Below are 23366 nucleotides of genomic sequence, written 5' to 3'. Positions count from 1 at the left end.
TTATCTTCCTTGTCTTGCGCAGGCGACTATTCTTCGGCGCCGACCACAGTGTGGCGGCGGGCCTGAAGGGTCGAGTACTTGATGCCGCGCTGGGCAGCCACATCCTTCGGATGCATCTGATGCTTCAGCGCATCGAAGGTGGCGCGAACCATGTTGTACGGGTTCGACGATCCGAGCGACTTGGCGACGACGTCCTGCACGCCGAGCGTTTCGAAGACGGCGCGCATCGGACCACCGGCGATGATACCGGTACCGGGAGCGGCGGCGCGAACGAGCACCTTGCCAGCGCCATGACGGCCTTCGACGTCATGATGAAGCGTGCGGCCCGAACGCAGCGGCACGAAGATCAGATCGCGCTTGGCAGCCTCTGTGGCCTTGCGGATGGCTTCCGGCACTTCGCGCGCCTTGCCATGACCGAAGCCCACCCTGCCCTTCTGGTCGCCGACGACGACGAGCGCAGCAAAACCGAAGCGACGGCCGCCCTTGACGACCTTGGCGACGCGGTTAATGTGAACCAGCTTATCGACGAACTCGCTGTCGCGTTCCTCGCGACCGCCGCGGTCGTCGCGGTTACGTTCTCTCTGTGCCATTTCCTAGTTCCTTTTTCTTTTCCGGAAGCACAATTGATAAATGGATAGCCCCGCTGACGGGGCTATCCGGCTAAAAGCTTAGAAGCTCAGGCCACCTTCGCGGGCGGCCTCAGCCAGCGCCTTGACGCGGCCGTGGTAGATGAACGAGCCGCGATCGAACACGACTTCTTTCACACCGGCCTTCGAGGCGCGCTCGGCGACGAGCTTACCAACGGCGGCGGCCGCAGCCGTGTCCGCACCGGTCTTCAACGAGCCCTTCAGCTCGCCATCGAGCGTGGAAGCGGCGGCAATGGTGACGCCGCGTGCATCGTCGATGATCTGAGCGTAGATGTTCTTCGAAGAGCGATGCACGCTGAGCCGCGGACGGCCATTGGCGACCGCCTTGATCTGACGGCGAACGCGCGATGCGCGGCGCTGAATGGTTTCTTTCGGCGATGCCATGACGCGAGCCCCTTACTTCTTCTTGCCTTCTTTGCGGACGATCTTTTCGCCGGCGTACCGGACGCCCTTGCCCTTGTAGGGCTCGGGGCCGCGATACTCGCGAATCTCCGCGGCGACCTGGCCGACCTGCTGCTTGTCGATGCCGGTGACGACGATTTCCGTCGGCTTCGGCACAGCAACAGTGATTCCAGCCGGAACCTCGTAGATCACTTCGTGGCTGAAGCCCAGCGAAAGCTGCAGGTTCTTGCCCTGCATCGCCGCGCGATAGCCGACGCCCGTGATCTCGAGCTTCTTCTCGACGCCGTCTTTCACGCCGCTGAGGATATTGGCGATCATCGTGCGGGACATGCCCCACTTCGACCGCGCCGCCTTCGACTGGTCGCGCGGCTCGACATGAACCGCGTTGTCTTCCAGCTTCACCAGCACTTCATCATTGACGACGAACGAAAGCTCGCCCTTCGCGCCTTTGGCCTTGATGGTCTGACCTTCAACGGTGGCGGTCACACCTGCCGGGACCGGCACGGGTTTTTTACCGATACGAGACATTTTTTTACCTGTCCGTTTATCTGCAAGCTCTCAACCGCATTAGAAAATGCGGCAGAGCAGCTCACCACCAACGTTCTGTTCGCGGGCCTCGTGATCCGCCATCACGCCCTTCGGCGTGGAGAGGATCGAGATACCAAGGCCGTTCGCAACATGCGGAATCGACTTGACCGATACATAGACGCGGCGGCCAGGCTTCGAAACGCGGGTGATCTCGCGGATCACCGGCGCGCCTTCGTAGTACTTCAGCTCGATTTCGATCTCGGCCTTGCCGTTCTCGAACTCAGTCTGGCTGTAGCCGCGGATATAACCTTCGGACTGGAGCACATCCAGAACGCGGGCGCGCAGCTTCGACGCAGGCGTAGACACCTTCGTCTTCTTGCGGCCAATCGCGTTACGGATACGGGTCAGCATATCGCCGAGAGGATCTGACATAGACATGGGGCTTCTCCCTTACCAGCTCGACTTGACCACGCCCGGCACCTGGCCGAGCGAACCCAGCTGGCGCAGCGCGATACGCGACATTTTGAGCTTGCGGTAGAAACCGCGCGGACGACCCGACACCTCGCAACGATTGCGGATGCGAACCTTGGACGAGTTACGCGGGAGTTCGGCTAGCTGGATGGTGGCGCGGAAGCGCTCGTCCAGCGGAAGGCCCTGGTTCATGACAACCGCCTTCAAACGCGCGCGCTTCGCAGCGTAACGCTTAACCAACTTTTCACGGCGCCTGTTCTTTTCAACTGCGCTAGTCTTGGCCATTTCAATTACCTCGCTACGCTTGCCGTTACTGCCGGAACGGGAAGTTGAAGGCGCGCAGCAGGGCGCGTGCTTCATCATCCGTCGTAGCAGTCGTGCAAACGATGATGTCCATGCCCCAGATCTGATCAACCTTGTCGTAGTTGATCTCCGGGAACACGATGTGCTCCTTGATACCCATGGCGAAGTTGCCACGACCATCAAAGCTCTTCGGGTTCAGGCCGCGGAAGTCGCGAACGCGCGGCAGCGCAATCGTGATCAGGCGATCCAGGAACTCGTACATACGGTCCTTGCGGAGCGTAACCTTCGCGCCGATCGGCATATTCTCACGGACCTTGAAGGTCGCGATGGAATTGCGAGCGCGCGTAATCACCGGTTTCTGGCCCGCGATCTGAGCGAGATCCTCGGCGGCAACGGTGGGTTTCTTGGAGTCGCCCGTCGCTTCACCGATACCCATATTCAGCACGACCTTCTCGACGCGCGGAATCTGCATCTCGTTATCATATTTGAACTGCTCGAGAAGCGCCTTGCGGACTACGTCCTGGTATTGCTTCTTCAAGCGCGGTTCGATCTTTGCCTCAGCCATCGATCAACTCTCCAGAACGCTTTGCCACACGCACCTTCTTGCCGCCATCCTCGATACGGAAACCGACGCGTGTCGGCTTGCCGTCCTTCGGATCGCGAACGCCCAGGTTGGACAGGTGGATCGGGGCTTCCTTGGTGATGATGCCCGCTTCCTGCGTCTGGGTCTGACGCTGATGGCGCTTAACCATATTTATGCCGCGCACGACGGCCTTGTCTTCCTTGGGGGAGACGCTGAGCACTTCGCCCGTACGCCCCTTGTCCTTGCCGGCCAAAACGACGACCGTGTCGCCTTTGCGAATCTTCTGCATCGTCTCGTACCCTTAAAGAACTTCCGGAGCCAGCGAGATGATCTTCATGTGGTTCTTGGCGCGCAGCTCGCGCGGAACCGGTCCGAAGATACGGGTGCCGATAGGCTCTTTCTTGTTATCGATCAAAACGGCAGCGTTCTTATCGAACCGGATAACGCTGCCATCGGCGCGACGGATATCCTTGGCGGTGCGCACGACAACCGCCTTCATCACGTCACCCTTCTTCACGCGGCCGCGCGGAATTGCTTCCTTGATCGAAACGACGATGATGTCGCCGACCGAAGCATATTTCCGCTTCGAGCCGCCCAGCACCTTGATGCACATGACACGACGGGCGCCGGAATTATCCGCGACGTCGAGGTTTGTTTGCATCTGAATCATGACTGGCCGCCTTCTTTTCGTTCAGCCGGACCGGACGTTCCGCCCTGCCCTCGATTGCTGTTGTTTGTTAGCCCGCCGACCCGTCGGTAACGACGACCCAGCACTTGTCCTTCGAAATCGGCTTGGATTCCTCGATGGAAACCAGGTCACCGACCTTGAACTGATTGTTTTCGTCATGCGCCTTGTACTTCTTGGACTGGCGCACGGTCTTCTGGAGGAGCGGATGCGAATAGCGCCGCTCGACCTTGACGACAATAGTCTTGTCGTTCTTGTCGCTGACGACAACGCCCTGCAGAACGCGCTTAGGCATGATTTTCTTTTCCTTATGCCTTGCTTTCGGCCGCCTTCTGGCGGGCGATAGTCTTGATACGTGCGATATCCCGGCGGACCTGCTTGACCCGCGCGGTCTTCTCGAGCTGGCCGGTTGCCTTCTGGAAACGCAGGTTGAACTGCTCTTTCTTCAGCTTGGCCAGCTCATCATTCATCTGGTCAACGGTTTGCAACCGTACTTCAGCGGCTTTCATGGCTGCTTCCCTTATCTAAGCGCATGATCTGACCCGAAAAGTCTCGCAACTTTTCGGGACCATGCTTTTATTCTGCGATACGCTGGATGAAGCGCGTCTTGATCGGGAGCTTGGCCGCCCCGAGTCGGAGCGCCTCACGTGCCACATCCTCCGGTACGCCGTCAAGCTCGAACATGACACGACCGGGGGCAACGCGCGCCGCCCAGTAGTCCACGCCGCCCTTGCCCTTACCCATACGGACTTCGGTCGGCTTCGAGGTGACCGGCACGTCCGGGAAAATACGGATCCAGACCCGGCCCTGACGCTTCATCTGGCGCGTGATCGCGCGGCGGGCCGCTTCGATCTGACGCGCGGTGACCCGCTCCGGCTCCAGGGCCTTCAATCCGAAGGCGCCGAAATTGAGTTCCGTGCCGCCCTTCGACGCGCCGTGGATACGGCCCTTGAACTGCTTGCGGAACTTTGTGCGCTTAGGCTGCAACATTGTTCTCTACTCCAATTCCCTAACCGTCAGGCGTTTTCGCGACGGCGGTTCGAAGACTGGCCCTGGGCGTCGCCCTCGATGCCGCGGCGCTCGGAAGCCATCGGGTCGTGCTCGAGGATCTCGCCCTTGAACACCCACACCTTGACGCCGCAGATGCCATAGGCGGTCTGGGCTTCGGCCGTGCCGTAATCGATATCGGCGCGCAGCGTGTGCAGCGGTACGCGGCCTTCACGGTACCATTCCATGCGCGCGATTTCCGCGCCGCCAAGACGGCCCGAGCAATTGATACGGATGCCTTCGGCGCCAAGACGCATGGCCGACTGCACGGCGCGCTTCATCGCGCGGCGGAATGCCACACGGCGTTCCAGCTGCTGTGCGATCGACTGGGCGATCAGCACCGCGTCGATCTCCGGCTTGCGGACTTCGACGATGTTGAGCGCGGCGTCGGAATTCGTCATCTCGGAAAGCTTCTTGCGCAGCTTCTCGATGTCGGCGCCCTTCTTGCCGATGATGATGCCCGGACGAGCCGAGTGAATCGTCACGCGGCACTTCTTGTGCGGGCGTTCGATGACAACCTTGGAGATCGCGGCCTGCTTGAGCTCTTCCATCAGGTACTGACGGATCTTGAGGTCCTCATGCAGAAGCTTGCCGTACTCGCCGGTATTCGCATACCAGCGCGAATCCCAGGTGCGATTGATGCCGAGGCGGAAGCCGATCGGATTAATCTTCTGGCCCATTATGCGGCCTCCCCTTTTTCCGCGGCTTCGCGGACGACGATGGTGAGATGCGAGAACGGCTTCTCGATCCGGCTCGCGCGGCCGCGGCCACGGACGTGGAAGCGCTTCATGACGATCGACTTGCCGACATAGGCTTCCGCGACGACCAGAGCATCGACATCGAGATCGTGATTGTTTTCTGCGTTGGCGATCGCCGATTCCAGCGTCTTCTTCACCGTTCCGGCGATCCGCTTGCGCGAGAACTCCAGATCGGCCAGAGCCGCACTCACCTTCTTGCCACGGATCAAGCTCGCCACCAGGTTGAGCTTCTGCGGGCTGACGCGGAGTGTGCGGGCGACGGCTTTCGCCTCGTTATCCTTAAGCTGGCGCGGAGCCTTGGCCTTGCCCATCGTTACTTCCTCTTCGCCTTCTTGTCCGCACCGTGACCGTAATAGGTCCGGGTGGGTGCGAATTCACCGAACTTGTGTCCAACCATTTCCTCGGACACCGACACCGGCACATGCTTGTTGCCGTTGTAGACGCCGAAGGTCAGGCCGACGAACTGCGGCAGGATCGTGGAGCGACGGCTCCAGATCTTGATGACCTCATTACGACCGCCATCGCGTACCTTCTCAGCCTTCTTGAGAAGATAGCCGTCGATGAACGGTCCTTTCCAAACTGAACGAGCCATTTCAGACTACCCTCTTATTTCTTGCGCTGGTGACGCGAACGCATGATGAACTTGTCCGTCGCCTTGTTGGAGCGCGTCTTCTTGCCCTTCGTGGGCTTGCCCCACGGAGAAACAGGATGACGACCACCGGAGGTACGGCCTTCACCACCGCCATGCGGATGGTCGACCGGGTTCATCGCGACGCCGCGGACGCTCGGACGCTTGCCGAGCCAGATACGGCGGCCGGCCTTGCCCAGGCTGATGTTGCCATGGTCCGGGTTCGAAACCGCGCCGACCGTGGCGAAGCAGGAACCGTGAACCAGACGCTGTTCGCCGGAGTTCAGGCGAAGGATCGCCATTCCCTGGTCGCGGCCCACGAGCTGGGCATACGTACCGGCGGAGCGGGCGATCTGGCCGCCCTTGCCCGGCTTCATCTCCACATTGTGGATGATGGTGCCGACGGGCATGGAGGCCAGAGGCATCGCATTGCCCGGCTTCACGTCGACGGACTGGCCGGAGATGACCGTGTCGCCGACCGCCAGGCGCTGCGGCGCCAGAATGTAGGACAGCTCGTCATCGGCATAACGGATGAGCGCGATGAAAGCCGTGCGGTTCGGATCGTACTCAAGACGCTCGACCGTCGCGGCAACATCGTGCTTGCGGCGCTTGAAGTCGACGAAACGATAGGTCCGCTTGTGACCGCCGCCCTGGTAACGGGCGGTGATGCGGCCGTAATTGTTGCGTCCGCCCTTCTTCGTCAGGCCTTCGGTCAGGGACTTGACCGGCTTGCCCTTGTAGAGCTCGGAGCGATCCACGAGAACCAGCTGACGCTGGCCGGGCGTGGTTGGGTTATAATGCTTGAGTGCCATTGTCTTTTACTCCACGGCCTCTCAAAGACCAGTCGAAACGTCGATGGTTTGGCCTTCGGCAATCGTCACGACCGCCTTCTTGACATCGCTCTGGCGTCCGATGGTGCCTTTGAACCGCTTCACCTTGCCTTTGCGCACGGCGGTGTTCACAGCAGTGACCTTCACGCCGAACAGCGCTTCGACCGCAGCCTTGATTTCCGGTTTCGTCGCCTTGCGGGCCACGTTGAAGACCACCTGGTTATGCTCGGAAACCATGGTGGACTTCTCGGTGATGACAGGGCTGACGATCACGTCGTAGTGGCGAAGATCAGTCATTTGAAACGCTCCCCTTGAAACGAACTTCTAGGGCTTCGATCGCCGCCTTGGAAAGAACGAGCTTGCCACGACGAAGGATGTCGTAAACGTTGATGCCCTGCACCGGCAGCACATCGATGTTCGGAATGTTCGACGCCGCGTTCTTGAAGTTGGCGTCGAGTTCCGTGCCGCCGATGAGCAGCGCGTTGTCGAGGCCGAGCTTGGCGAACTGTGCCGTCAGCAGCTTGGTCTTGGCTTCGCTCGCCGCCAGATCGTCGATGATGATCAGGTCGGAGGACTTGGCCTTGGCCGAAAGCGCATGACGCAGGCCGAGCGCACGGACCTTCTTCGGCAGGTCATGGTCATGGCTGCGGACAACCGGGCCATGGGCCTTGCCGCCGCCACGGAACTGCGGAGCACGAGCGGAGTGATGGCGGGCGCGGCCCGTACCCTTCTGCTTGTACATCTTGGCGCCGGTGCGGGAGATTTCGCCGCGCGTCTTGGTCTGATGCGTGCCCTGCTGGCGGCGGGCAAGCTGCCAGCGCACGACGCGCTGCAGGATGTCCTCGCGCGGGTCGAGGCCGAAGATCTCCTCGGAGAGCTTCACCTTGCCGGCGTCCTTGCCTTCAAGAGTTGTAATCGTGAGATCCATTATTCGGCTCCCTCAGTCGCTGCGGCCGCTTCCGGCGCGGAGGACGCTGCTTCGGTCTTTGCCGCCTGGCGCAGAGCCGCCGGCTTCGGCGCATTCTCGGGCAGCGAGCTCTTCACGGCATCGCGCACCAGGATCCATGCGCCCTTCGAACCCGGAACGGCGCCGCGAACCAGAATGAGGCCGCGGTCGAGGTCGGTGGACACGACTTCGATGTTCTGCGTGGTCACGCGGGTCTGGCCCATGTGACCGGCCATCTTCTTGCCCTTGAACACCTTGCCGGGGTCCTGGCGCTGACCGGTCGAACCATGCGCGCGGTGGGTAACCGAGTTACCGTGCGAAGCGCGATGGCCGCCGAAATTGTGGCGCTTCATGACGCCCTGGAAGCCCTTGCCGACCGAAGTGCCGGTTACGTCGACCTTCTGGCCGGGCACGAAATGCTCAGCCGTGATCTCGACGCCGACATCAAGAAGATTGTCGGGCGAAACGCGGAATTCGGCTACCTTGGCCTTGGGCTCGACGGAGGCAGCGGCGAAATGTCCGCGCAACGCCTTGGTCGTGTTCTTGACCTTGGCAAGTCCAACACCAAGCTGGACAGCCGTGTAGCCGTTCTTTTCAACTGTACGCTGGGCCACCACGTGGCAGCTCTCCATCCGGAGAACCGTCACCGGCACATGCTCGCCAGCGTCATTGTAGACGCGCGTCATGCCCAGCTTCTGTGCAATAACACCTGAACGCATCGGGTTCGTTCCTTCCGTCCTCAAGCCTTAAAGCTTGATCTCGACATCGACACCAGCGGAGAGGTCGAGCTTCATCAGCGCATCGACGGTCTGCGGGGTCGGGTCAACGATATCGAGAAGACGCTTGTGCGTGCGCATCTCGAACTGCTCGCGGCTCTTCTTGTCGATGTGCGGCGACCGGTTGACCGTGAACTTCTCGATCCGCGTCGGAAGCGGGATCGGTCCGCGCACATTGGCACCGGTACGCTTGGCAGTCGACACGATTTCCCGCGTCGAAGCGTCAAGGATCCGATGATCAAACGCCTTGAGGCGAATGCGGATGTTTTGACCGTTCATTTCATCTGTTCCTTGTTCGCGGCTGACGCCTATCCGGTGTGGACGGATAGGCGCCCCCTGCACAATCTTCTTATTACTCGACGATCTTCGACACGATGCCGGCGCCGACGGTGCGGCCGCCTTCACGGATAGCGAAGCGCAGCTTCTCTTCCATGGCGATCGGAACGATCAGCGTCACGTCCATCGTCACGTTGTCGCCGGGCATCACCATCTCCGTGCCCTCGGGCAGCGTCACCACGCCGGTCACGTCCGTCGTGCGGAAGTAGAACTGCGGGCGGTAGTTGGTGAAGAACGGCGTATGACGGCCACCTTCGTCCTTGGTCAGGATGTAAGCCTCGGCCACGAACTTCGTGTGCGGCTTCACAGAACCCGGCTTGCACAGCACCTGGCCGCGCTCGACGTCTTCACGGCCGACACCACGGATCAGCGCGCCGATATTGTCGCCGGCCTGGCCCTGATCGAGCAGCTTGCGGAACATTTCAACGCCGGTGACAGTCGTCTTGGTTGACGGCTTGATGCCGACGATCTCGACTTCCTCGCCGACCTTGACGACACCGCGCTCGACGCGGCCCGTGACAACCGTGCCGCGGCCCGAGATCGAGAACACGTCTTCGATCGGCATCAGGAACGGCATGTTGATCGGACGCTCTGGCGTCGGGATGTAGGCATCGACGGCCTTCATCAACTCGCGAACCGCATCCTCACCGATCTCCTTGTTGGAGTCTTCGAGAGCAGCCAGAGCCGAGCCCTTGACGATGGGGATATCGTCGCCGGGGAAGTCGTACTTCGACAGAAGCTCGCGGACTTCGAGCTCAACCAGCTCGAGCAGCTCCGGATCGTCGACCTGGTCGACCTTGTTCAGGAACACGACGATCGCGGGAACGCCGACCTGACGGGCGAGCAGGATGTGCTCGCGGGTCTGGGGCATCGGGCCGTCGGCAGCCGAGCAAACCAGGATCGCGCCGTCCATCTGCGCCGCGCCGGTGATCATGTTCTTCACATAGTCGGCGTGGCCAGGGCAGTCGACGTGGGCGTAGTGACGGTTCTCCGTCTCGTACTCGACATGCGCGGTCGAGATGGTGATGCCGCGCGCCTTCTCTTCCGGAGCGGCGTCGATCTGGTCATACGCCTTGAACTCACCGAAATACTTCGTGATCGCCGCCGTCAGCGACGTCTTGCCGTGGTCGACATGGCCGATCGTGCCAATGTTAACATGCGGCTTCGTACGTTCAAACTTACTCTTCGCCATTTGAGCTACTCCGTAATTATAGCCTGCTCGGGCATTTGTGGATCAAGCGGAACCGAACAGGTTACGCAAACTTCTTCTGGATTTCCTGTGCGACCGCGGTCGGAACCGGCTCATAATGGTCGAACTGCATGGTGTACTGGGCGCGTCCCTGGCTCATCGAACGCAGCGTGTTCACATAGCCAAACATGTTGGCGAGCGGCACGTTTGCATTGACGACCGTAGCAATGCCACGGGCCTCCGTGCCCGAGATCTGGCCACGGCGGGAGTTCAGGTCGCCAATCACGTCACCGACGTAATCTTCCGGCGTCACAACCTCGACCTTCATGATCGGCTCGAGGAGCTGGGCGCCAGCCTTCTGCGCGCCTTCGCGGAACGCGGCGCGGGCCGCGATTTCGAATGCCAGCACGGACGAGTCAACATCGTGGTACGCGCCGTCGATCAGCGTCGCCTTGACGCCGAGCATCGGGAAGCCCGCAAGCGGACCGGCGCCCATGACGCTCTCGATACCCTTCTGCACGCCCGGGATGTATTCCTTCGGAACCGATCCGCCGACGATCTTCGATTCGAAGATGAAATCGTCGCCATCATGCGGCTCGAAGACGATCTTGACGCGGGCGAACTGGCCCGAACCGCCGGACTGCTTCTTATGGGTGTAGTCGATTTCGGCGGTCTTCGTGATCGATTCACGATAGGCAACCTGCGGCTGGCCGATATTCGCCTCGACCTTGTACTCGCGACGCATACGGTCCACGAGAATGTCGAGATGCAGCTCGCCCATGCCGGCGATGATGGTCTGGCCCGACTCTTCGTCCGACTTGACGCGGAAGGAAGGATCCTCGGCGGCCAGGCGGTTGAGCGCGATGCCCATCTTTTCCTGGTCGGCCTTGGTCTTGGGCTCGATCGCGATCTCGATGACCGGCTCAGGGAATTCCATGCGCTCGAGGATAACCGGCTTCAGCGGATCGCAGAGCGTATCGCCCGTGGTGGTCTCCTTGAGGCCTGCCAGAGCGACGATGTCGCCGGCAAAGGCTTCGTCGATATCCTCACGGGAATTGGAGTGCATCTGCAGCATACGGCCGATGCGCTCTTTCTTTCCCTTGACCGTGTTCTCGAGCGAAACGCCCTTGGTCATCTTGCCGGAATAGATACGAGCAAAAGTGAGCGAGCCGACGAACGGGTCATTCATGATCTTGAAGGCGAGCATGGCCAGCGGCGCTTCGTCGGAGGATTCGCGCGTGGTCTCGGCTTCGGTCTTGGCGTCGATGCCCTTGATGGCGGGAACGTCGACCGGCGACGGCAGATAGTCCACCACACCGTCGAGGAGCGGCTGGACGCCCTTGTTCTTGAAGGCGGAGCCGCAGAAAACCGGGTGGAATTCGACGTTGCAGGTGCCCTTGCGGATCAGAGCGCGCAGCTCTTCATTCGACGGCATCTTGCCCTCGAGATAGGCTTCCATCGCGGCCTCGTCGACTTCGACGGCGCTCTCGATCAGCAACTCGCGGTATTCTTCGGCCTTGTCCTTGAGGTCGGCAGGGATATCGACGACATCCCAGGCAGCGCCGAGCGTCTCGTCGCGCCAGATCAGGGCCTTCATCTCGATCAGGTCGACGACGCCCTTGAAATCGCTTTCCGCGCCGACGGGCAGCTGCATGACGACAGCCTTGGCGCCGAGGCGGGTCTTGATCATCTCGACCGAGCGGTAGAAGTCAGCACCGATCTTGTCCATCTTGTTGACGAAGAACATGCGCGGGACATGATACTTCTCAGCCTGGCGCCATACGGTTTCGGTCTGCGGCTCGACGCCGGCATTGGCATCCAGCAGCGCGACAGCGCCGTCGAGAACGCGCAAACTGCGCTCGACCTCGATGGTGAAGTCCACGTGGCCCGGGGTGTCGATGATGTTGAAGCGGCGCTTCTTGCCATCGCGGCCCTGCCAGAACGTGGTCGTGGCAGCCGAGGTGATGGTGATGCCGCGTTCCTGCTCCTGCTCCATCCAGTCCATCGTCGCGGCGCCGTCATGGACTTCGCCGATCTTGTGCGACTTGCCGGTGTAGTACAGGATGCGCTCGGTCGTCGTGGTCTTGCCAGCGTCGATATGCGCCATGATACCGAAATTACGGTAGTCTTCGATTTTGTATTCGCGGGCCATGGTGGCTGCCTCTTTGAACAGGTTCGATGATTACCAGCGGTAATGCGAAAATGCGCGGTTGGCTTCCGCCATGCGATGCGTGTCTTCACGCTTCTTCACAGCCGAGCCGCGATTGTTGGCGGCGTCCATGAGCTCACCCGAGAGACGATCGACCATCGTGGTTTCATTGCGACCGCGAGCGGCATTGATGAGCCAGCGGATGGCCAGAGCCTGACGGCGCTCCGGACGAACATCGACCGGCACCTGATAGGTGGCGCCACCGACGCGGCGAGAGCGAACCTCGACGTGCGGAGCGACATTGTCCAGCGCCTGATGGAACAGCGCGACCGGCTCCTGCTTCGCCTTGACCTCGACAGAGTCAAGCGCACCATAGACGATCTTCTCGGCGATCGACTTCTTGCCATGCAACATGATGGCATTCATGAACTTGGTGATGACGAGATCGCCGAACTTCGGGTCCGGATTGATCTCACGCTTTTCTGCTCTATGGCGACGGGACATGTTCTTGTCTTTCTAATTACATCGGGCTCATCCGCCCTCGGGCGGCCGGTATCCCCGGAAAATTACTTCGGACGCTTCGCACCGTATTTGGAGCGGCGCTGCTTGCGGTTCTTCACACCCTGCGTATCGAGCACGCCACGGATGATGTGGTAGCGCACGCCGGGCAAGTCCTTGACACGGCCGCCACGGATCATGACAACCGAGTGCTCCTGGAGATTATGCCCCTCGCCCGGGATATAGCCGATGACTTCGAAGCCATTGGTCAGACGCACCTTGGCAACCTTACGAAGCGCCGAGTTCGGCTTCTTCGGGGTCGTCGTGTAGACGCGGGTGCAGACACCACGCTTCTGCGGGTTCGCCTGGAGGGCGGGAACCTTATTACGCTTCACCGGCGCAACGCGCGGCTTGCGGATCAGCTGGTTTACGGTAGGCATTCAACCTTCCTCTTTATCGAATCTCGTATCATAAGCCCAATCGGGCCGTTCCACCGGCATCTTCATGCACAAATTCGGGCCTTAAACCGCGTGTTTCCCAGCGGCTTGCCCGAACTAAAGCAGAGGAAGCTCATCGCTTCATGCGAACGGCAATTTGTATATCGGTCGTAAAACGAACCCTGTTTGAGGCGAACTCCAGAGCGTGTCGCTCCGAAACAGCCAGCCTCACATCGGCTCAGATGGGCTGCTGATACGTCTTCCCCCGCCCCGCGTCAAGTCCAGAGGTTAAGAATTTAGGCGAAAAGGCCGGGAAACCCGCAGTTTCAGGCAGCTCGGACAGAATATTGCAGCCGGCACACGAAATTCAACCCATTATTTCGAGATTACCGCCACTTCCTGTTTCTCCTGTCACAGAAATCGGAATAGACTCAGCGGATAATCACAGCAAACGAAAGAATCGCCCATGCCGTCAGCCGAAAATACACCGAAAGAAGTTTTCCTCATCGTCGCCGATGTCTGGAAGGAGAAGGACAGCGAGCCCGTTCTCGTTCACCTGCTGCTGACAGCCGGCGGCGAGGAAGACATCGTGACGACGGCGCTCAATATTCTTGCCGACCAGGATTACGAAGAAGCGGAAGTGACCGAAGTCGGGACCATCACCGAGGAACCCGAGGAAGAGCCGTACAAGAGCGCCTGGAAGACCGCGCTCAGCGGCGAGGCTGCGCTGATCGAGTTCGAGGGGGAATAGCCCCCTCACCCCCTGGCGGGGTCGAGGATATAGGCCGACGCCCCGCCCGGAAACTCGGCGGTCAGTATCTTGCTGGCGAGCCCGATCCTGATGGCCTCGGTATCGTCAGCCGACCTGGAGGACTCCTCGGCTGAAAGCATCTTGCGAATGTCCTCCTCCTTCAGATTGGTGCATCCACGATAGGCTTTGAAGAAGTATTTGTTCAGGTTCTTCAGATACTCGACTTTCCTATCCAGCATATCCGGTTTGTAATCAAACGAACTCAGCGAAATCGCCGCCGGGTGCAGGAGAAAGCTCGCGCCCTCCATGACGTAGCGCTGCGATGCGCCGCAGAAGAGCAAGGTCGCCGCTGAATCCGTTTTCGCCACATTGATCGCCCGGATGGGGATTTTCGAGCTTTTGATCGCGGTATAACCGACCCAGCCGCTATCCATATCGCCGCCGCCGCTATTGATATAAAGGTTGATGGCGTGAACCTCGGGGTATTCGAGGTTGATCTTGTCGATCACGGTTTCCAGATCGACGATCTTCGCGGCGTTGATGGCGCCCCAGAATTGAACATTCACATCCTGGCCGGACAGTTTCGAATTGTCGTGAGGAAGAACATATCTGACATCGGCGAGAGCCGTGTGCGCCAGCACGGACGCAAGAGCAACGATCGGAACGAAAATCTTCTTCATCAGGCCCACTCGCAACCACCGCAATTATTGAAGAGCCCGCATTACACGTAAATCGTGATTTGGCCTGATTTAAGGCCAAATGAAAAAGCCGCCCGGAGGCGGCTTTTTGCTTTTTGGTTGTGAGCCGATCTTACTCGGCGGCTTTGCCGGTCATGTCGGTCAGCATTGCGCTGGCCGTCTCTGCGCCGCTCGATTTGCGGCGCTCGTCGATGATCAGCTCGTCGCGGGCCATGGCGATGCGACGGATCTGGCTGACCTGACCGCCGGTGCCTGCGGGGATCAGACGGCCGACGATGACGTTCTCCTTCAGGCCCTGCAGCGTATCAACCTTGCCGGCAACGGCCGCCTCGGTGAGGACGCGGGTCGTCTCCTGGAACGACGCGGCGGAGATGAAGGACGGCGTCTGCAGCGAGGCCTTGGTGATGCCGAGCAGAACAGGAGTGCCCGATGCAGGCGCCTTGCCTTCCTCGACCAGCTTCTCGTTGATCTCATCCATCTCGATGCGGTCGACATGATCGCCGGCGATATAGCCGGAATCGCCGGACTCGGTGATCTCGACCTTCTGCAGCATCTGGCGAACGATCACCTCGATGTGCTTGTCGTTGATCAACACGCCCTGCAGACGGTAGACTTCCTGGATCTCGTTGACGAGGTAGGAAGCCAGAGCCTCCACGCCCTTGATCGCCAGGATGTCATGCGGCGCCGGGTTGCCGTCCAGGATGTAGTCGCCCTTCTCGATGGCGTCGCCGTCCTGCAGATGGAACGGCTTGCCCTTCGGGATCAGATATTCCACCGGCTCGATCGTCTCATCGTTCGGCTCGATGATGATGCGGCGCTTGTTCTTGTAATCGCGGCCGAACCGCACCGTGCCGTCGATCTCGGCGATGATGGCGTGATCCTTCGGACGGCGCGCCTCGAACAGTTCCGCCACGCGCGGCAGACCGCCCGTGATGTCCTTGGTCTTGGCGCTTTCCATCGGCAGACGGGCGATGACGTCGCCGGCCCTCACATGCGCGCCCGGCTCGACGGAGAGAATGGTCTCCACGGAGAGCTGGAAGCGGGCATCTCCGCCCTTGGACAGCTTCAGAAGTTTGCCGCTCTTGTCCTTGATGACAATGGCGGGCTTCAGGTCGGAGCCGCGCGGCGTCGAACGCCAGTCGATGACGACGCGCTTGGTGATGCCGGTCGATTCATCGGTCGTTTCCTGCACGGACAGGCCGTCGACCATGTCCTCGAACTCGACGATACCCTCGACTTCCGTCATGATCGGACGGGTATACGGATCCCACTCGGCGATACGCTGGCCGCGCTTCACCGCGTCGCCCTCGTCCACGAACAGGCGCGAACCATAGGTCACGCGATGCACCGCGCGCTCCTTGCCGGAGGAATCGACGATGACGACCGCCATGTTGCGGCCCATGACGACGAGATTGCCGTCCGAGTTGCGCACCACGTTGCGGTTGCGGATCTGCACCGTGCCCTCATAGCTCGCCTCCAGATAGGAGGAGTCCACCACCTGCGCCGTGCCGCCAAGGTGGAAGGTACGCATGGTGAGCTGGGTGCCCGGCTCGCCGATCGACTGAGCGGCGATGACACCGACGGCTTCGCCCTGGTTGACGGGCGTGCCGCGCGCCAGATCGCGGCCATAGCACTTCGCGCAAACACCCGAGCGGGTTTCGCAGGTCAGCGCCGAGCGGATGCGGATCGTCTGGATACCGGCCTTCTCGATGATGTCGACGTCGCGCTCCTCGATCATGCGGCCCGCTTCGACGATGATCTCGCCCGTCACCGGGTGCAGGATGTCGTCAAGCGCGGTACGTCCGAGGACGCGCTGGCCGAGCGGAGCGACGATCTGGCCGGCGTCGACGATCGGCTGGATGGTGAGGCCCTTCTCAGTGCCGCAATCCACTTCCGAAATAATCGCGTCCTGCGCCACGTCGACGAGACGGCGGGTCAGGTAGCCGGAGTTCGCGGTCTTCAAGGCGGTGTCCGCCAGGCCCTTACGGGCGCCGTGGGTCGAGTTGAAGTACTCGTTCACGGTCAGGCCTTCCTTGAAGTTCGAGATGATCGGCGTCTCGATGATCTCGCCCGACGGCTTGGCCATGAGGCCGCGCATGCCGCCCAGCTGGCGCATCTGGTTCACCGAACCGCGGGCGCCGGAGTGCGACATCATGTAGATCGAGTTCATCTGCTTCTGGCGGCCGGTCGCCGGGTCGAATTCGACGGCCTTAATGCGGGCCATCATCTCCTCGGTCACCTTTTCGGTGGCCTTGCCCCAGGCATCCACGACCTTGTTGTACTTCTCGCCCTGGGTGATCAGGCCGTCATTATACTGCTGCTCGTATTCCTTGGCGAGCGCCTCGGTCTCGGCAACGATGCGGGCCTTGGCATCTGGGATGACCATGTCGTCCTTGCCGAACGAAATGCCGGCGCGGCAGGCATGGGCGAAGCCCAACTGCATGATGCGGTCGCAGAAGATAACCGTCTCTTTCTGGCCGCAATGGCGGTAGACGAGGTCGATCATCTTGGAGATGTTCTTCTTCGTCATCTCCTGGTTGGCGATGTCGAAGGGCACGTTGTGGTTCTTCGGCAGCAGTTCGCCGATGAGCATGCGACCGGGGGTCGTGTCATAGATCTTCGACACCGGCTTGCCTTCGGCATCGACGGTCTTGAAGCGGCCCTTGATCTTGGTGTGCAGCGTGACCGCCTTGCTTTCGATGGCGTGCAGAAGCTCGCCCTGGTCGGCAAACGCCATGCCCTGCCCCGGCTCGTTCTCCGCCACGATGGACAGATAATAGAGGCCGAGGACCATGTCCTGCGACGGCACGATGATCGGCAGGCCGTTGGCCGGGTGCAGGATGTTGTTGGTCGACATCATCAGAACGCGGGCTTCGAGCTGCGCTTCCAGTGACAGCGGCACGTGAACGGCCATCTGGTCACCGTCGAAGTCGGCGTTGAAGGCCGTGCAGACGAGCGGATGCAGCTGGATCGCCTTGCCTTCGATCAGGATCGGCTCGAAAGCCTGGATGCCGAGGCGGTGCAGCGTCGGCGCGCGGTTGAGAAGCACCGGATGCTCGCGGATGACCTCGTCGAGGATATCCCAGACCTCGGGCTTTTCCTTCTCGACCAGCTTCTTCGCCTGCTTGACGGTGGAGGAATAACCCTTGGCGTCGAGACGGGCGTAGATGAAGGGCTTGAACAGCTCGAGCGCCATCTTCTTCGGCAGGCCGCACTGGTGCAGCTTCAGCTCCGGACCGGTCACGATGACCGAACGGCCCGAATAGTCGACGCGCTTGCCGAGCAGGTTCTGGCGGAAGCGGCCCTGCTTGCCCTTCAGCATGTCGGAGAGCGACTTCAGCGGGCGCTTGTTGGCGCCCGTGATGACGCGGCCGCGGCGGCCGTTGTCGAACAGCGCATCGACCGCTTCCTGAAGCATGCGCTTCTCGTTGCGGATGATGATGCCCGGCGCGCGAAGCTCGATGAGGCGCTTCAGGCGGTTGTTACGGTTGATGACGCGGCGATAGAGATCGTTGAGATCCGACGTCGCGAACCGGCCGCCATCGAGCGGGACGAGCGGGCGCAGGTCCGGCGGGATGACCGGGACGATCTTCATGATCATCCATTCCGGACGGTTGCCGGATTCGAGGAAGTTCTCAACGATCTTGAGACGCTTCATCAGCTTCTTCTGCTTCAACTCGGACGTGGTGCTAGCCAGGTCGGAGCGCAGGTCGCCGGCGATCTTCTCGAGCTCCATCGAGGCCAGAAGCTCATAGATGGCTTCCGCACCGATGAGGGCGGTGAACTGGTCCTCGCCGAACTCGTCGACGGCCATCATATATTCCTCTTCCGAAAGGAGCTGATGCTCCTTCAGCGAGGTGAGGCCCGGCTCGGTGACGATGTAGTTCTCGAAATAGAGGACGCGCTCGATATCCTTCAGCGTCATGTCGAGCAGCGTGCCGATGCGGCTCGGCAGCGACTTCAGGAACCAGATATGGGCGACCGGGGCGGCGAGCTCGATATGGCCCATGCGCTCGCGGCGCACGCGCGACAGCGTGACTTCCACGCCGCACTTCTCGCAGATGATGCCCTTGTACTTCATGCGCTTGTACTTGCCGCACAAGCATTCATAGTCCTTGATCGGGCCGAAGATGCGCGCGCAGAAGAGACCGTCGCGTTCGGGCTTGAACGTACGATAGTTGATCGTCTCCGGCTTCTTGATCTCACCGTAGGACCAGGAGAGAATCTTCTCCGGCGACGCGATCGAAATCCGGATGGAATCGAAGGTCTGCGCCGGAGTCTGCGGATTGAAAAGATTCATGACCTCTTGGTTCATGCCGTTCTCCTTATCGGGGTCCTTCGTAACCCCCGTTTGAATTCCGTGGTCGCCCTCGATGCGCCCGGAAGGGGAGCAAGGGAATAGGGGAGTAGAGGAATATGTTCTCAAAAACATACTCCCTTACTCCCTTACTCCCTTACTTCCTCTCTCATAAGCCAAAGGGCCAAGCGAGGGGCAGTGACGCCCCTCGCCTCTTCATCCTCATTCCGCCGCGTCGGGCAGCGCGTCCTGCTGCGGCGCAGGCAGATCGCGGGTGTTGTCGAGCTCGACATTCAGGCCCAGCGAGCGCATTTCCTTGACGAGAACGTTGAAGCTCTCGGGGATACCCGCCTCAAACGTGTCGTCGCCGCGCACGATGGCCTCGTAGACCTTGGTTCTGCCCGCCACGTCGTCCGACTTGATGGTGAGCATTTCCTGCAAGGTGTATGCCGCGCCGTAAGCCTCGAGCGCCCAGACCTCCATTTCGCCGAAGCGCTGGCCGCCGAACTGCGCCTTGCCGCCCAGAGGCTGCTGGGTGACGAGCGAGTAAGGCCCAATCGAACGGGCATGGATCTTGTCGTCGACCAGATGGTGAAGCTTGAGCATGTAAATATAGCCCATCGTCACCTGACGATCGAAGGGTTCACCAGTACGCCCGTCATAGAGCGTCGATTGGCCCGAAGTCGCCAGACCCGCATCCGCCAGCATCGCATTGATGTCGGATTCATGCGCGCCGTCGAAGACGGGCGTTGCAATCGACACGCCGCGCTTCATCTGGTCGGCCAGGCGCACGATGCTCTCATCGTCGTACTCACGAACCGGCTCATTGCGGTCGTTGTCCGGGATGATGTGCTCGATCGTCTGGCGCAGCGGCTTGATGTCGCCCTGAGCGCGATAGATCTCCAGCAGCTCGCCGATCTTCTTGCCCATGCCGGCGCAGGCCCAACCCAGATGGGTTTCAAGGATCTGTCCGACATTCATGCGCGAAGGCACGCCGAGCGGATTCAGCACGATATCGGCGTGGGTGCCATCCTCAAGGAACGGCATGTCCTCGACCGGCACGATGCGCGACACGACACCCTTGTTGCCGTGACGGCCGGCCATCTTGTCGCCCGGCTGGATCTTGCGCTTCACGGCGACGAAGACCTTGACCATCTTCATGACGCCAGGAGGCATCTCGTCGCCGCGCTGCACCTTCTCGACCTTATCCATGAAGCGCTGCTCGAGCAGCTTCTTGGAGTCGTCGTACTGGTTGCGCAGCGCCTCGATCTCGCCCTGCTGCTTCTCGTCCTCGACGGCGAACTGCCACCATTGCGAACGCGGATACTCGCTCAGCACTTCGCGGGTGACAGTCGTGCCCTTCTTGAAGCCCTTCGGTCCGGCGATGGCGGCCTTGCCGTCAAGCACGTCGGCCAGGCGGCCGTAGGTGTTGCGGTCGAGAATCGCCTGCTCGTCGTCGCGGTCCTTGGCGAGACGCTCGATTTCCTCGCGCTCGATGGCCATGGCGCGCTCGTCTTTCTCCACGCCGTGGCGGTTGAAGACGCGCACTTCGACGACCGTGCCGTAGGTCCCGGGGGGCATACGCATGGAGGTGTCGCGGACATCGGAAGCCTTCTCGCCGAAGATGGCGCGCAGGAGCTTTTCTTCCGGCGTCATCGGGCTTTCACCCTTCGGCGTGATCTTGCCGACGAGAATGTCGCCCGGATGCACTTCCGCGCCGATATAGACGATGCCGGCTTCGTCGAGATTCTTAAGCGCTTCTTCCGAAACGTTCGGAATATCGCGCGTAATTTCCTCAGGTCCAAGCTTGGTATCGCGGGCGGCAACCTCGAACTCCTCGATATGGATCGAGGTGAAGACGTCATCCGACACGATCTTCTCGGAAAGAAGGATCGAATCCTCGTAGTTGTAGCCGTTCCACGGCATGAACGCGACGAGCACGTTGCGGCCGAGCGCCAGATCGCCCAGATCGGTCGAAGGACCGTCGGCGATGATGTCGCCCTTCTGGATGCGGTCGCCGACACGAACCAGCGGACGCTGGTTGATGCAGGTGTTCTGGTTCGAGCGCTGGTACTTCATCAGGCGATAGATATCGACGCCGGAACGGGCCGGATCGAGGTCTTCCGTCGCGCGGATGACGATACGGGTCGCATCGACCTGATCGACAATGCCCGTGCGCCGTGCGCCAATCGCCGCGCCGGAATCGCGGGCCACGATCGGCTCCATGCCGGTGCCGACAAACGGCGCCTCGGCGCGCACCAGCGGCACGGCCTGACGCTGCATGTTCGAGCCCATGAGCGCGCGGTTGGCGTCGTCGTTCTCGAGGAACGGGATGAGCGCCGCGGCGACGGACACGAGCTGCTTCGGCGAAACGTCCATCAGGTCCACGTTTTCACGCGGCGCCATCATGACTTCGCCCGCATGGCGGCAGACCACGAACTCGTCGGTGAAGCTGCCATCGGCCCCAAGCACGGCGTTGGCCTGCGCAACATAGTGCTTGGCCTCTTCCATGGCGGAGAGATAGACGACCTCTTCCGTCACCTTGCCGTCAACGATCTTGCGGTACGGGCTCTCGATGAAGCCGTACTTGTTGACGCGCGCGAAGGTGGCGAGCGAGTTGATGAGGCCGATATTCGGGCCTTCCGGCGTCTCGATCGGGCAGATACGGCCATAATGCGTCGGGTGCACGTCGCGCACCTCGAAGCCGGCACGCTCGCGGGTCAGACCGCCGGGTCCAAGAGCCGAGAGGCGGCGCTTGTGGGTGATTTCCGACAGCGGGTTGGTCTGGTCCATGAACTGCGAGAGCTGCGAGGAGCCGAAGAACTCGCGCACGGCGGCAGCCGCCGGCTTGGCGTTGATCAGGTCCTGCGGCATGACGGTGTCGATCTCGATCGACGACATGCGCTCCTTGATGGCGCGCTCCATGCGAAGCAGGCCGACGCGGTACTGGTTCTCCATCAACTCGCCGACCGAACGCACACGGCGGTTGCCGAGATTGTCGATGTCGTCGATCTCGCCCTTGCCGTCACGCAGCTCGACGAGCGTCCTGACGACAGCGATGATGTCTTCCTTGCGCAGCACGCGGACAGTGTCCGGGCAGTCCAGGTCCAGGCGCATGTTCATCTTGACGCGGCCGACCGCGGAAAGGTCGTAGCGCTCGGAATCGAAGAACAGCGAATGGAACATGGCTTCCGCCGTGTCCATCGTGGGCGGCTCGCCCGGGCGCATGACGCGGTAGATATCGAACAGCGCGTCCTGGCGGCCCTCATTCTTGTCGACGGCAAGCGTGTTGCGGATATAGGCGCCGATATTGATATGATCGATATCGAGCACCTTGATCTCGTCGACGCCCGTGTCGAGAAGAACCTTGAGGGTCTTTTCGTCAAGCTCGTCACCGGCCTCGAGGAAAATCTCGCCCGTCGCATAATTGACGATGTCCTCGGCGAGATAGCTGCCGAACAGATCGTCCTCGGTCGCCTTGATCGCCTTCAGGCCCTTTTCGGCGAGCTGGCGGGCGGCGCGCGCGGTCAGCTTCTTGCCGCCCTCGAGCACGACCTCGCCGGTGTCGGCGTCGACCAGGTCGGTGATGACCTTCATGCCCTTGAAGCGCTCGACCGAGAACGGGATGCGCCAATTGTCGCCGTCGCGCGTGTAGACGATCTGGTTATAGAAGGTCGAGAGAATTTCCTCGCCATCCATGCCCAGCGCCATCAGCAGCGACGTCACCGGGATCTTGCGGCGGCGGTCGATACGCGCATGCACGACGTCCTTGGCGTCGAACTCGATGTCAAGCCAGGAACCGCGATAGGGAATGACGCGAGCGGCGAACAGGAGCTTGCCCGAGGAGTGCGACTTGCCCTTGTCGTGATCGAAGAAGACGCCCGGCGAACGGTGCATCTGCGAGACGATGACGCGCTCGGTGCCGTTGACGATGAAGGTGCCGTTGTCGGTCATGAGCGGCATGTCGCCCATGTAGACATCCTGCTCCTTGATGTCCTTGATCGACTTGGCGCCGGTATCCTCGTCGATATCGAATACGATCAGGCGCAGCGTCACCTTCAGCGGCGCGGCATAGGTCAGGTCACGCTGGCGGCACTCATCAACGTCGAATTTCGGCGCGTCGAACTCATATTTGACGAATTCGAGCATGGAGGCGCCGGAAAAGTCTCCAATCGGAAAGACCGATTTGAAAACCGCCTGCAAGCCTTCATCCAGACGCCCGCCTTCCGGCTCCTTGACCATGAGAAACTGATCGTAGGACGCCTTCTGAACCTCAATCAGGTTCGGCATCTCCGCGACTTCAGGAATCTTGCCAAAAAACTTGCGTACGCGCTTGCGACCGTTAAAAGAGTGGGTCTGAGCCATCGTCGCTCCTCGTTCTGTAGCCTTGCGGCTGTTTCGTGCCTT

General features: G+C 60.9%; 27 protein-coding genes. 1 reads left to right on the top strand and 26 read right to left on the bottom strand.

Going from position 1 to position 23366, the window contains the following annotated elements; translation table 11 throughout:
* Nucleotides 1–26 precede the first annotated feature (26 nt).
* The 23 genes from rpsE to rpsL form a co-directional block, all read right to left on the bottom strand.
* Nucleotides 27–590 carry a 30S ribosomal protein S5 gene (gene rpsE / locus IEX53_RS02625; RefSeq protein WP_188821202.1) on the bottom strand — a complete coding sequence of 188 codons (564 nt, stop codon included), beginning with the start codon at nucleotides 588–590 and terminating at the stop codon, nucleotides 27–29.
* 78 nt (nucleotides 591–668) lie between these two features.
* On the bottom strand, nucleotides 669–1031 hold the full coding sequence (gene rplR / locus IEX53_RS02620) for a 50S ribosomal protein L18 (RefSeq protein WP_188821200.1): 363 nt from the start codon (nucleotides 1029–1031) through the stop codon (nucleotides 669–671).
* 12 nt (nucleotides 1032–1043) lie between these two features.
* Nucleotides 1044–1577: a 50S ribosomal protein L6 gene (rplF, locus tag IEX53_RS02615; RefSeq protein WP_188821198.1), complete on the bottom strand. Its 534-nt coding sequence runs from the start codon at nucleotides 1575–1577 to the stop codon at nucleotides 1044–1046.
* 39 nt (nucleotides 1578–1616) lie between these two features.
* Nucleotides 1617–2015, bottom strand: a complete 399-nt coding sequence (rpsH, locus tag IEX53_RS02610) for a 30S ribosomal protein S8 (protein ID WP_188821197.1) — start codon at nucleotides 2013–2015, stop codon at nucleotides 1617–1619.
* A gap of 12 nt (nucleotides 2016–2027) precedes the next feature.
* Nucleotides 2028–2333 (bottom strand): 30S ribosomal protein S14, encoded by a 306-nt coding sequence (gene rpsN / locus IEX53_RS02605; RefSeq protein ID WP_188821195.1) that lies wholly within the window; start codon nucleotides 2331–2333, stop codon nucleotides 2028–2030.
* Between the two features lie 25 nt (nucleotides 2334–2358).
* The gene (rplE, locus tag IEX53_RS02600; RefSeq protein ID WP_188821193.1) at nucleotides 2359–2916 is read right to left on the bottom strand and encodes a 50S ribosomal protein L5; all 558 of its coding nucleotides are present in this window, start codon (nucleotides 2914–2916) and stop codon (nucleotides 2359–2361) included.
* Nucleotides 2909–3223: a 50S ribosomal protein L24 gene (gene rplX, locus IEX53_RS02595; protein WP_188821191.1), complete on the bottom strand. Its 315-nt coding sequence runs from the start codon at nucleotides 3221–3223 to the stop codon at nucleotides 2909–2911. Before rplX ends, rplE begins: the two co-directional genes overlap by 8 nt.
* A 12-nt stretch (nucleotides 3224–3235) precedes the next feature.
* The gene (gene rplN, locus IEX53_RS02590; protein WP_068881785.1) at nucleotides 3236–3604 is read right to left on the bottom strand and encodes a 50S ribosomal protein L14; all 369 of its coding nucleotides are present in this window, start codon (nucleotides 3602–3604) and stop codon (nucleotides 3236–3238) included.
* Between the two features lie 67 nt (nucleotides 3605–3671).
* Nucleotides 3672–3914: a 30S ribosomal protein S17 gene (rpsQ, locus tag IEX53_RS02585; protein WP_188821189.1), complete on the bottom strand. Its 243-nt coding sequence runs from the start codon at nucleotides 3912–3914 to the stop codon at nucleotides 3672–3674.
* A gap of 13 nt (nucleotides 3915–3927) precedes the next feature.
* Nucleotides 3928–4128 (bottom strand): 50S ribosomal protein L29, encoded by a 201-nt coding sequence (gene rpmC / locus IEX53_RS02580; protein WP_188821187.1) that lies wholly within the window; start codon nucleotides 4126–4128, stop codon nucleotides 3928–3930.
* Between the two features lie 67 nt (nucleotides 4129–4195).
* Complete coding sequence (gene rplP / locus IEX53_RS02575) at nucleotides 4196–4609, bottom strand: 50S ribosomal protein L16 (RefSeq protein ID WP_188821185.1); 414 nt, start codon at nucleotides 4607–4609, stop codon at nucleotides 4196–4198.
* A gap of 26 nt (nucleotides 4610–4635) precedes the next feature.
* Nucleotides 4636–5346 carry a 30S ribosomal protein S3 gene (rpsC, locus tag IEX53_RS02570; RefSeq protein WP_188821184.1) on the bottom strand — a complete coding sequence of 237 codons (711 nt, stop codon included), beginning with the start codon at nucleotides 5344–5346 and terminating at the stop codon, nucleotides 4636–4638.
* Complete coding sequence (rplV, locus tag IEX53_RS02565) at nucleotides 5346–5735, bottom strand: 50S ribosomal protein L22 (protein WP_188821182.1); 390 nt, start codon at nucleotides 5733–5735, stop codon at nucleotides 5346–5348. The genes rpsC and rplV overlap by 1 nt, the downstream gene beginning before the upstream one ends.
* A 2-nt stretch (nucleotides 5736–5737) precedes the next feature.
* Nucleotides 5738–6016, bottom strand: coding sequence for a 30S ribosomal protein S19 (rpsS, locus tag IEX53_RS02560; RefSeq protein WP_188821180.1), 279 nt, complete (start codon nucleotides 6014–6016; stop codon nucleotides 5738–5740).
* Between the two features lie 14 nt (nucleotides 6017–6030).
* Nucleotides 6031–6864: a 50S ribosomal protein L2 gene (rplB, locus tag IEX53_RS02555; RefSeq protein ID WP_188821178.1), complete on the bottom strand. Its 834-nt coding sequence runs from the start codon at nucleotides 6862–6864 to the stop codon at nucleotides 6031–6033.
* Nucleotides 6865–6885: 21 nt separating this feature from the next.
* Nucleotides 6886–7179: a 50S ribosomal protein L23 gene (locus IEX53_RS02550; protein ID WP_188821176.1), complete on the bottom strand. Its 294-nt coding sequence runs from the start codon at nucleotides 7177–7179 to the stop codon at nucleotides 6886–6888.
* Nucleotides 7172–7810 carry a 50S ribosomal protein L4 gene (gene rplD / locus IEX53_RS02545; RefSeq protein WP_188821175.1) on the bottom strand — a complete coding sequence of 213 codons (639 nt, stop codon included), beginning with the start codon at nucleotides 7808–7810 and terminating at the stop codon, nucleotides 7172–7174. The genes IEX53_RS02550 and rplD overlap by 8 nt, the downstream gene beginning before the upstream one ends.
* Entirely contained in the window at nucleotides 7810–8547 is a 738-nt protein-coding gene (gene rplC / locus IEX53_RS02540; protein WP_188821173.1) for a 50S ribosomal protein L3, read from the bottom strand. Before rplC ends, rplD begins: the two co-directional genes overlap by 1 nt.
* 27 nt (nucleotides 8548–8574) lie before the next feature.
* On the bottom strand, nucleotides 8575–8883 hold the full coding sequence (gene rpsJ / locus IEX53_RS02535) for a 30S ribosomal protein S10 (RefSeq protein WP_002964363.1): 309 nt from the start codon (nucleotides 8881–8883) through the stop codon (nucleotides 8575–8577).
* Nucleotides 8884–8956: 73 nt separating this feature from the next.
* A complete protein-coding gene (gene tuf / locus IEX53_RS02530; protein ID WP_188821149.1) occupies nucleotides 8957–10132 on the bottom strand; it encodes an elongation factor Tu in 1176 nt (391 codons plus the stop codon).
* A 61-nt stretch (nucleotides 10133–10193) separates the two neighbouring features.
* Complete coding sequence (gene fusA / locus IEX53_RS02525) at nucleotides 10194–12281, bottom strand: elongation factor G (RefSeq protein WP_188821171.1); 2088 nt, start codon at nucleotides 12279–12281, stop codon at nucleotides 10194–10196.
* Nucleotides 12282–12311: 30 nt separating this feature from the next.
* The gene (gene rpsG, locus IEX53_RS02520) at nucleotides 12312–12782 is read right to left on the bottom strand and encodes a 30S ribosomal protein S7 (protein ID WP_188821169.1); all 471 of its coding nucleotides are present in this window, start codon (nucleotides 12780–12782) and stop codon (nucleotides 12312–12314) included.
* A 62-nt stretch (nucleotides 12783–12844) separates the two neighbouring features.
* A complete protein-coding gene (gene rpsL / locus IEX53_RS02515; protein WP_188821167.1) occupies nucleotides 12845–13216 on the bottom strand; it encodes a 30S ribosomal protein S12 in 372 nt (123 codons plus the stop codon).
* A gap of 463 nt (nucleotides 13217–13679) precedes the next feature.
* Between rpsL and IEX53_RS02510 the strand changes: the two genes are divergently transcribed.
* A complete protein-coding gene (locus IEX53_RS02510; RefSeq protein WP_188821166.1) occupies nucleotides 13680–13964 on the top strand; it encodes a hypothetical protein in 285 nt (94 codons plus the stop codon).
* Nucleotides 13965–13969: 5 nt separating this feature from the next.
* Here IEX53_RS02510 and IEX53_RS02505 read toward each other — a convergent pair whose 3' ends face one another.
* From IEX53_RS02505 to rpoB, 3 genes are all read right to left on the bottom strand, one after another.
* Complete coding sequence (locus IEX53_RS02505; RefSeq protein WP_188821164.1) at nucleotides 13970–14644, bottom strand: ATP-dependent Clp protease proteolytic subunit; 675 nt, start codon at nucleotides 14642–14644, stop codon at nucleotides 13970–13972.
* A 130-nt stretch (nucleotides 14645–14774) separates the two neighbouring features.
* Nucleotides 14775–18977: a DNA-directed RNA polymerase subunit beta' gene (gene rpoC / locus IEX53_RS02500; protein ID WP_188821162.1), complete on the bottom strand. Its 4203-nt coding sequence runs from the start codon at nucleotides 18975–18977 to the stop codon at nucleotides 14775–14777.
* Between the two features lie 204 nt (nucleotides 18978–19181).
* The gene (gene rpoB / locus IEX53_RS02495) at nucleotides 19182–23324 is read right to left on the bottom strand and encodes a DNA-directed RNA polymerase subunit beta (protein WP_188821160.1); all 4143 of its coding nucleotides are present in this window, start codon (nucleotides 23322–23324) and stop codon (nucleotides 19182–19184) included.
* Nucleotides 23325–23366 lie beyond the last annotated feature (42 nt).

This window comes from Paramesorhizobium endophyticum (genome assembly GCF_014640615.1).
GTDB lineage: Bacteria > Pseudomonadota > Alphaproteobacteria > Rhizobiales > Rhizobiaceae > Paramesorhizobium > Paramesorhizobium endophyticum.
The sequence above is the reverse complement of the archived record's forward strand: the minus strand, read 5'-3'. Positions and strand labels throughout refer to the sequence as shown.

Bases quoted from the DNA above. Each gene is read 5' to 3' on its own strand.
- rpsH (WP_188821197.1), bottom strand. From the start codon at position 2,015: ATGTCTATGTCAGATCCTCTCGGCGATATGCTGACCCGTATCCGTAAC.
- rplN (WP_068881785.1), bottom strand. From the start codon at position 3,604: ATGATTCAGATGCAAACAAACCTCGACGTCGCGGATAATTCCGGCGCC.
- rplF (WP_188821198.1), bottom strand. From the start codon at position 1,577: ATGTCTCGTATCGGTAAAAAACCCGTGCCGGTCCCGGCAGGTGTGACC.
- rpoC (WP_188821162.1), bottom strand. From the start codon at position 18,977: ATGAACCAAGAGGTCATGAATCTTTTCAATCCGCAGACTCCGGCGCAG.
- rplD (WP_188821175.1), bottom strand. From the start codon at position 7,810: ATGGATCTCACGATTACAACTCTTGAAGGCAAGGACGCCGGCAAGGTG.
- rplV (WP_188821182.1), bottom strand. From the start codon at position 5,735: ATGGGCAAGGCCAAGGCTCCGCGCCAGCTTAAGGATAACGAGGCGAAA.
- tuf (WP_188821149.1), bottom strand. From the start codon at position 10,132: ATGGCGAAGAGTAAGTTTGAACGTACGAAGCCGCATGTTAACATTGGC.
- rplP (WP_188821185.1), bottom strand. From the start codon at position 4,609: ATGTTGCAGCCTAAGCGCACAAAGTTCCGCAAGCAGTTCAAGGGCCGT.
- rpsJ (WP_002964363.1), bottom strand. From the start codon at position 8,883: ATGAACGGTCAAAACATCCGCATTCGCCTCAAGGCGTTTGATCATCGG.
- rplB (WP_188821178.1), bottom strand. From the start codon at position 6,864: ATGGCACTCAAGCATTATAACCCAACCACGCCCGGCCAGCGTCAGCTG.
- rpoB (WP_188821160.1), bottom strand. From the start codon at position 23,324: ATGGCTCAGACCCACTCTTTTAACGGTCGCAAGCGCGTACGCAAGTTT.
- rpsN (WP_188821195.1), bottom strand. From the start codon at position 2,333: ATGGCCAAGACTAGCGCAGTTGAAAAGAACAGGCGCCGTGAAAAGTTG.
- rplC (WP_188821173.1), bottom strand. From the start codon at position 8,547: ATGCGTTCAGGTGTTATTGCACAGAAGCTGGGCATGACGCGCGTCTAC.
- rplX (WP_188821191.1), bottom strand. From the start codon at position 3,223: ATGCAGAAGATTCGCAAAGGCGACACGGTCGTCGTTTTGGCCGGCAAG.
- rpsL (WP_188821167.1), bottom strand. From the start codon at position 13,216: ATGCCTACCGTAAACCAGCTGATCCGCAAGCCGCGCGTTGCGCCGGTG.
- IEX53_RS02505 (WP_188821164.1), bottom strand. From the start codon at position 14,644: ATGAAGAAGATTTTCGTTCCGATCGTTGCTCTTGCGTCCGTGCTGGCG.
- rplR (WP_188821200.1), bottom strand. From the start codon at position 1,031: ATGGCATCGCCGAAAGAAACCATTCAGCGCCGCGCATCGCGCGTTCGC.
- fusA (WP_188821171.1), bottom strand. From the start codon at position 12,281: ATGGCCCGCGAATACAAAATCGAAGACTACCGTAATTTCGGTATCATG.
- rplE (WP_188821193.1), bottom strand. From the start codon at position 2,916: ATGGCTGAGGCAAAGATCGAACCGCGCTTGAAGAAGCAATACCAGGAC.
- rpsQ (WP_188821189.1), bottom strand. From the start codon at position 3,914: ATGCCTAAGCGCGTTCTGCAGGGCGTTGTCGTCAGCGACAAGAACGAC.
- rpsG (WP_188821169.1), bottom strand. From the start codon at position 12,782: ATGTCCCGTCGCCATAGAGCAGAAAAGCGTGAGATCAATCCGGACCCG.
- rpsE (WP_188821202.1), bottom strand. From the start codon at position 590: ATGGCACAGAGAGAACGTAACCGCGACGACCGCGGCGGTCGCGAGGAA.
- rpsC (WP_188821184.1), bottom strand. From the start codon at position 5,346: ATGGGCCAGAAGATTAATCCGATCGGCTTCCGCCTCGGCATCAATCGC.
- IEX53_RS02510 (WP_188821166.1), top strand. From the start codon at position 13,680: ATGCCGTCAGCCGAAAATACACCGAAAGAAGTTTTCCTCATCGTCGCC.
- rpsS (WP_188821180.1), bottom strand. From the start codon at position 6,016: ATGGCTCGTTCAGTTTGGAAAGGACCGTTCATCGACGGCTATCTTCTC.
- rpmC (WP_188821187.1), bottom strand. From the start codon at position 4,128: ATGAAAGCCGCTGAAGTACGGTTGCAAACCGTTGACCAGATGAATGAT.
- IEX53_RS02550 (WP_188821176.1), bottom strand. From the start codon at position 7,179: ATGACTGATCTTCGCCACTACGACGTGATCGTCAGCCCTGTCATCACC.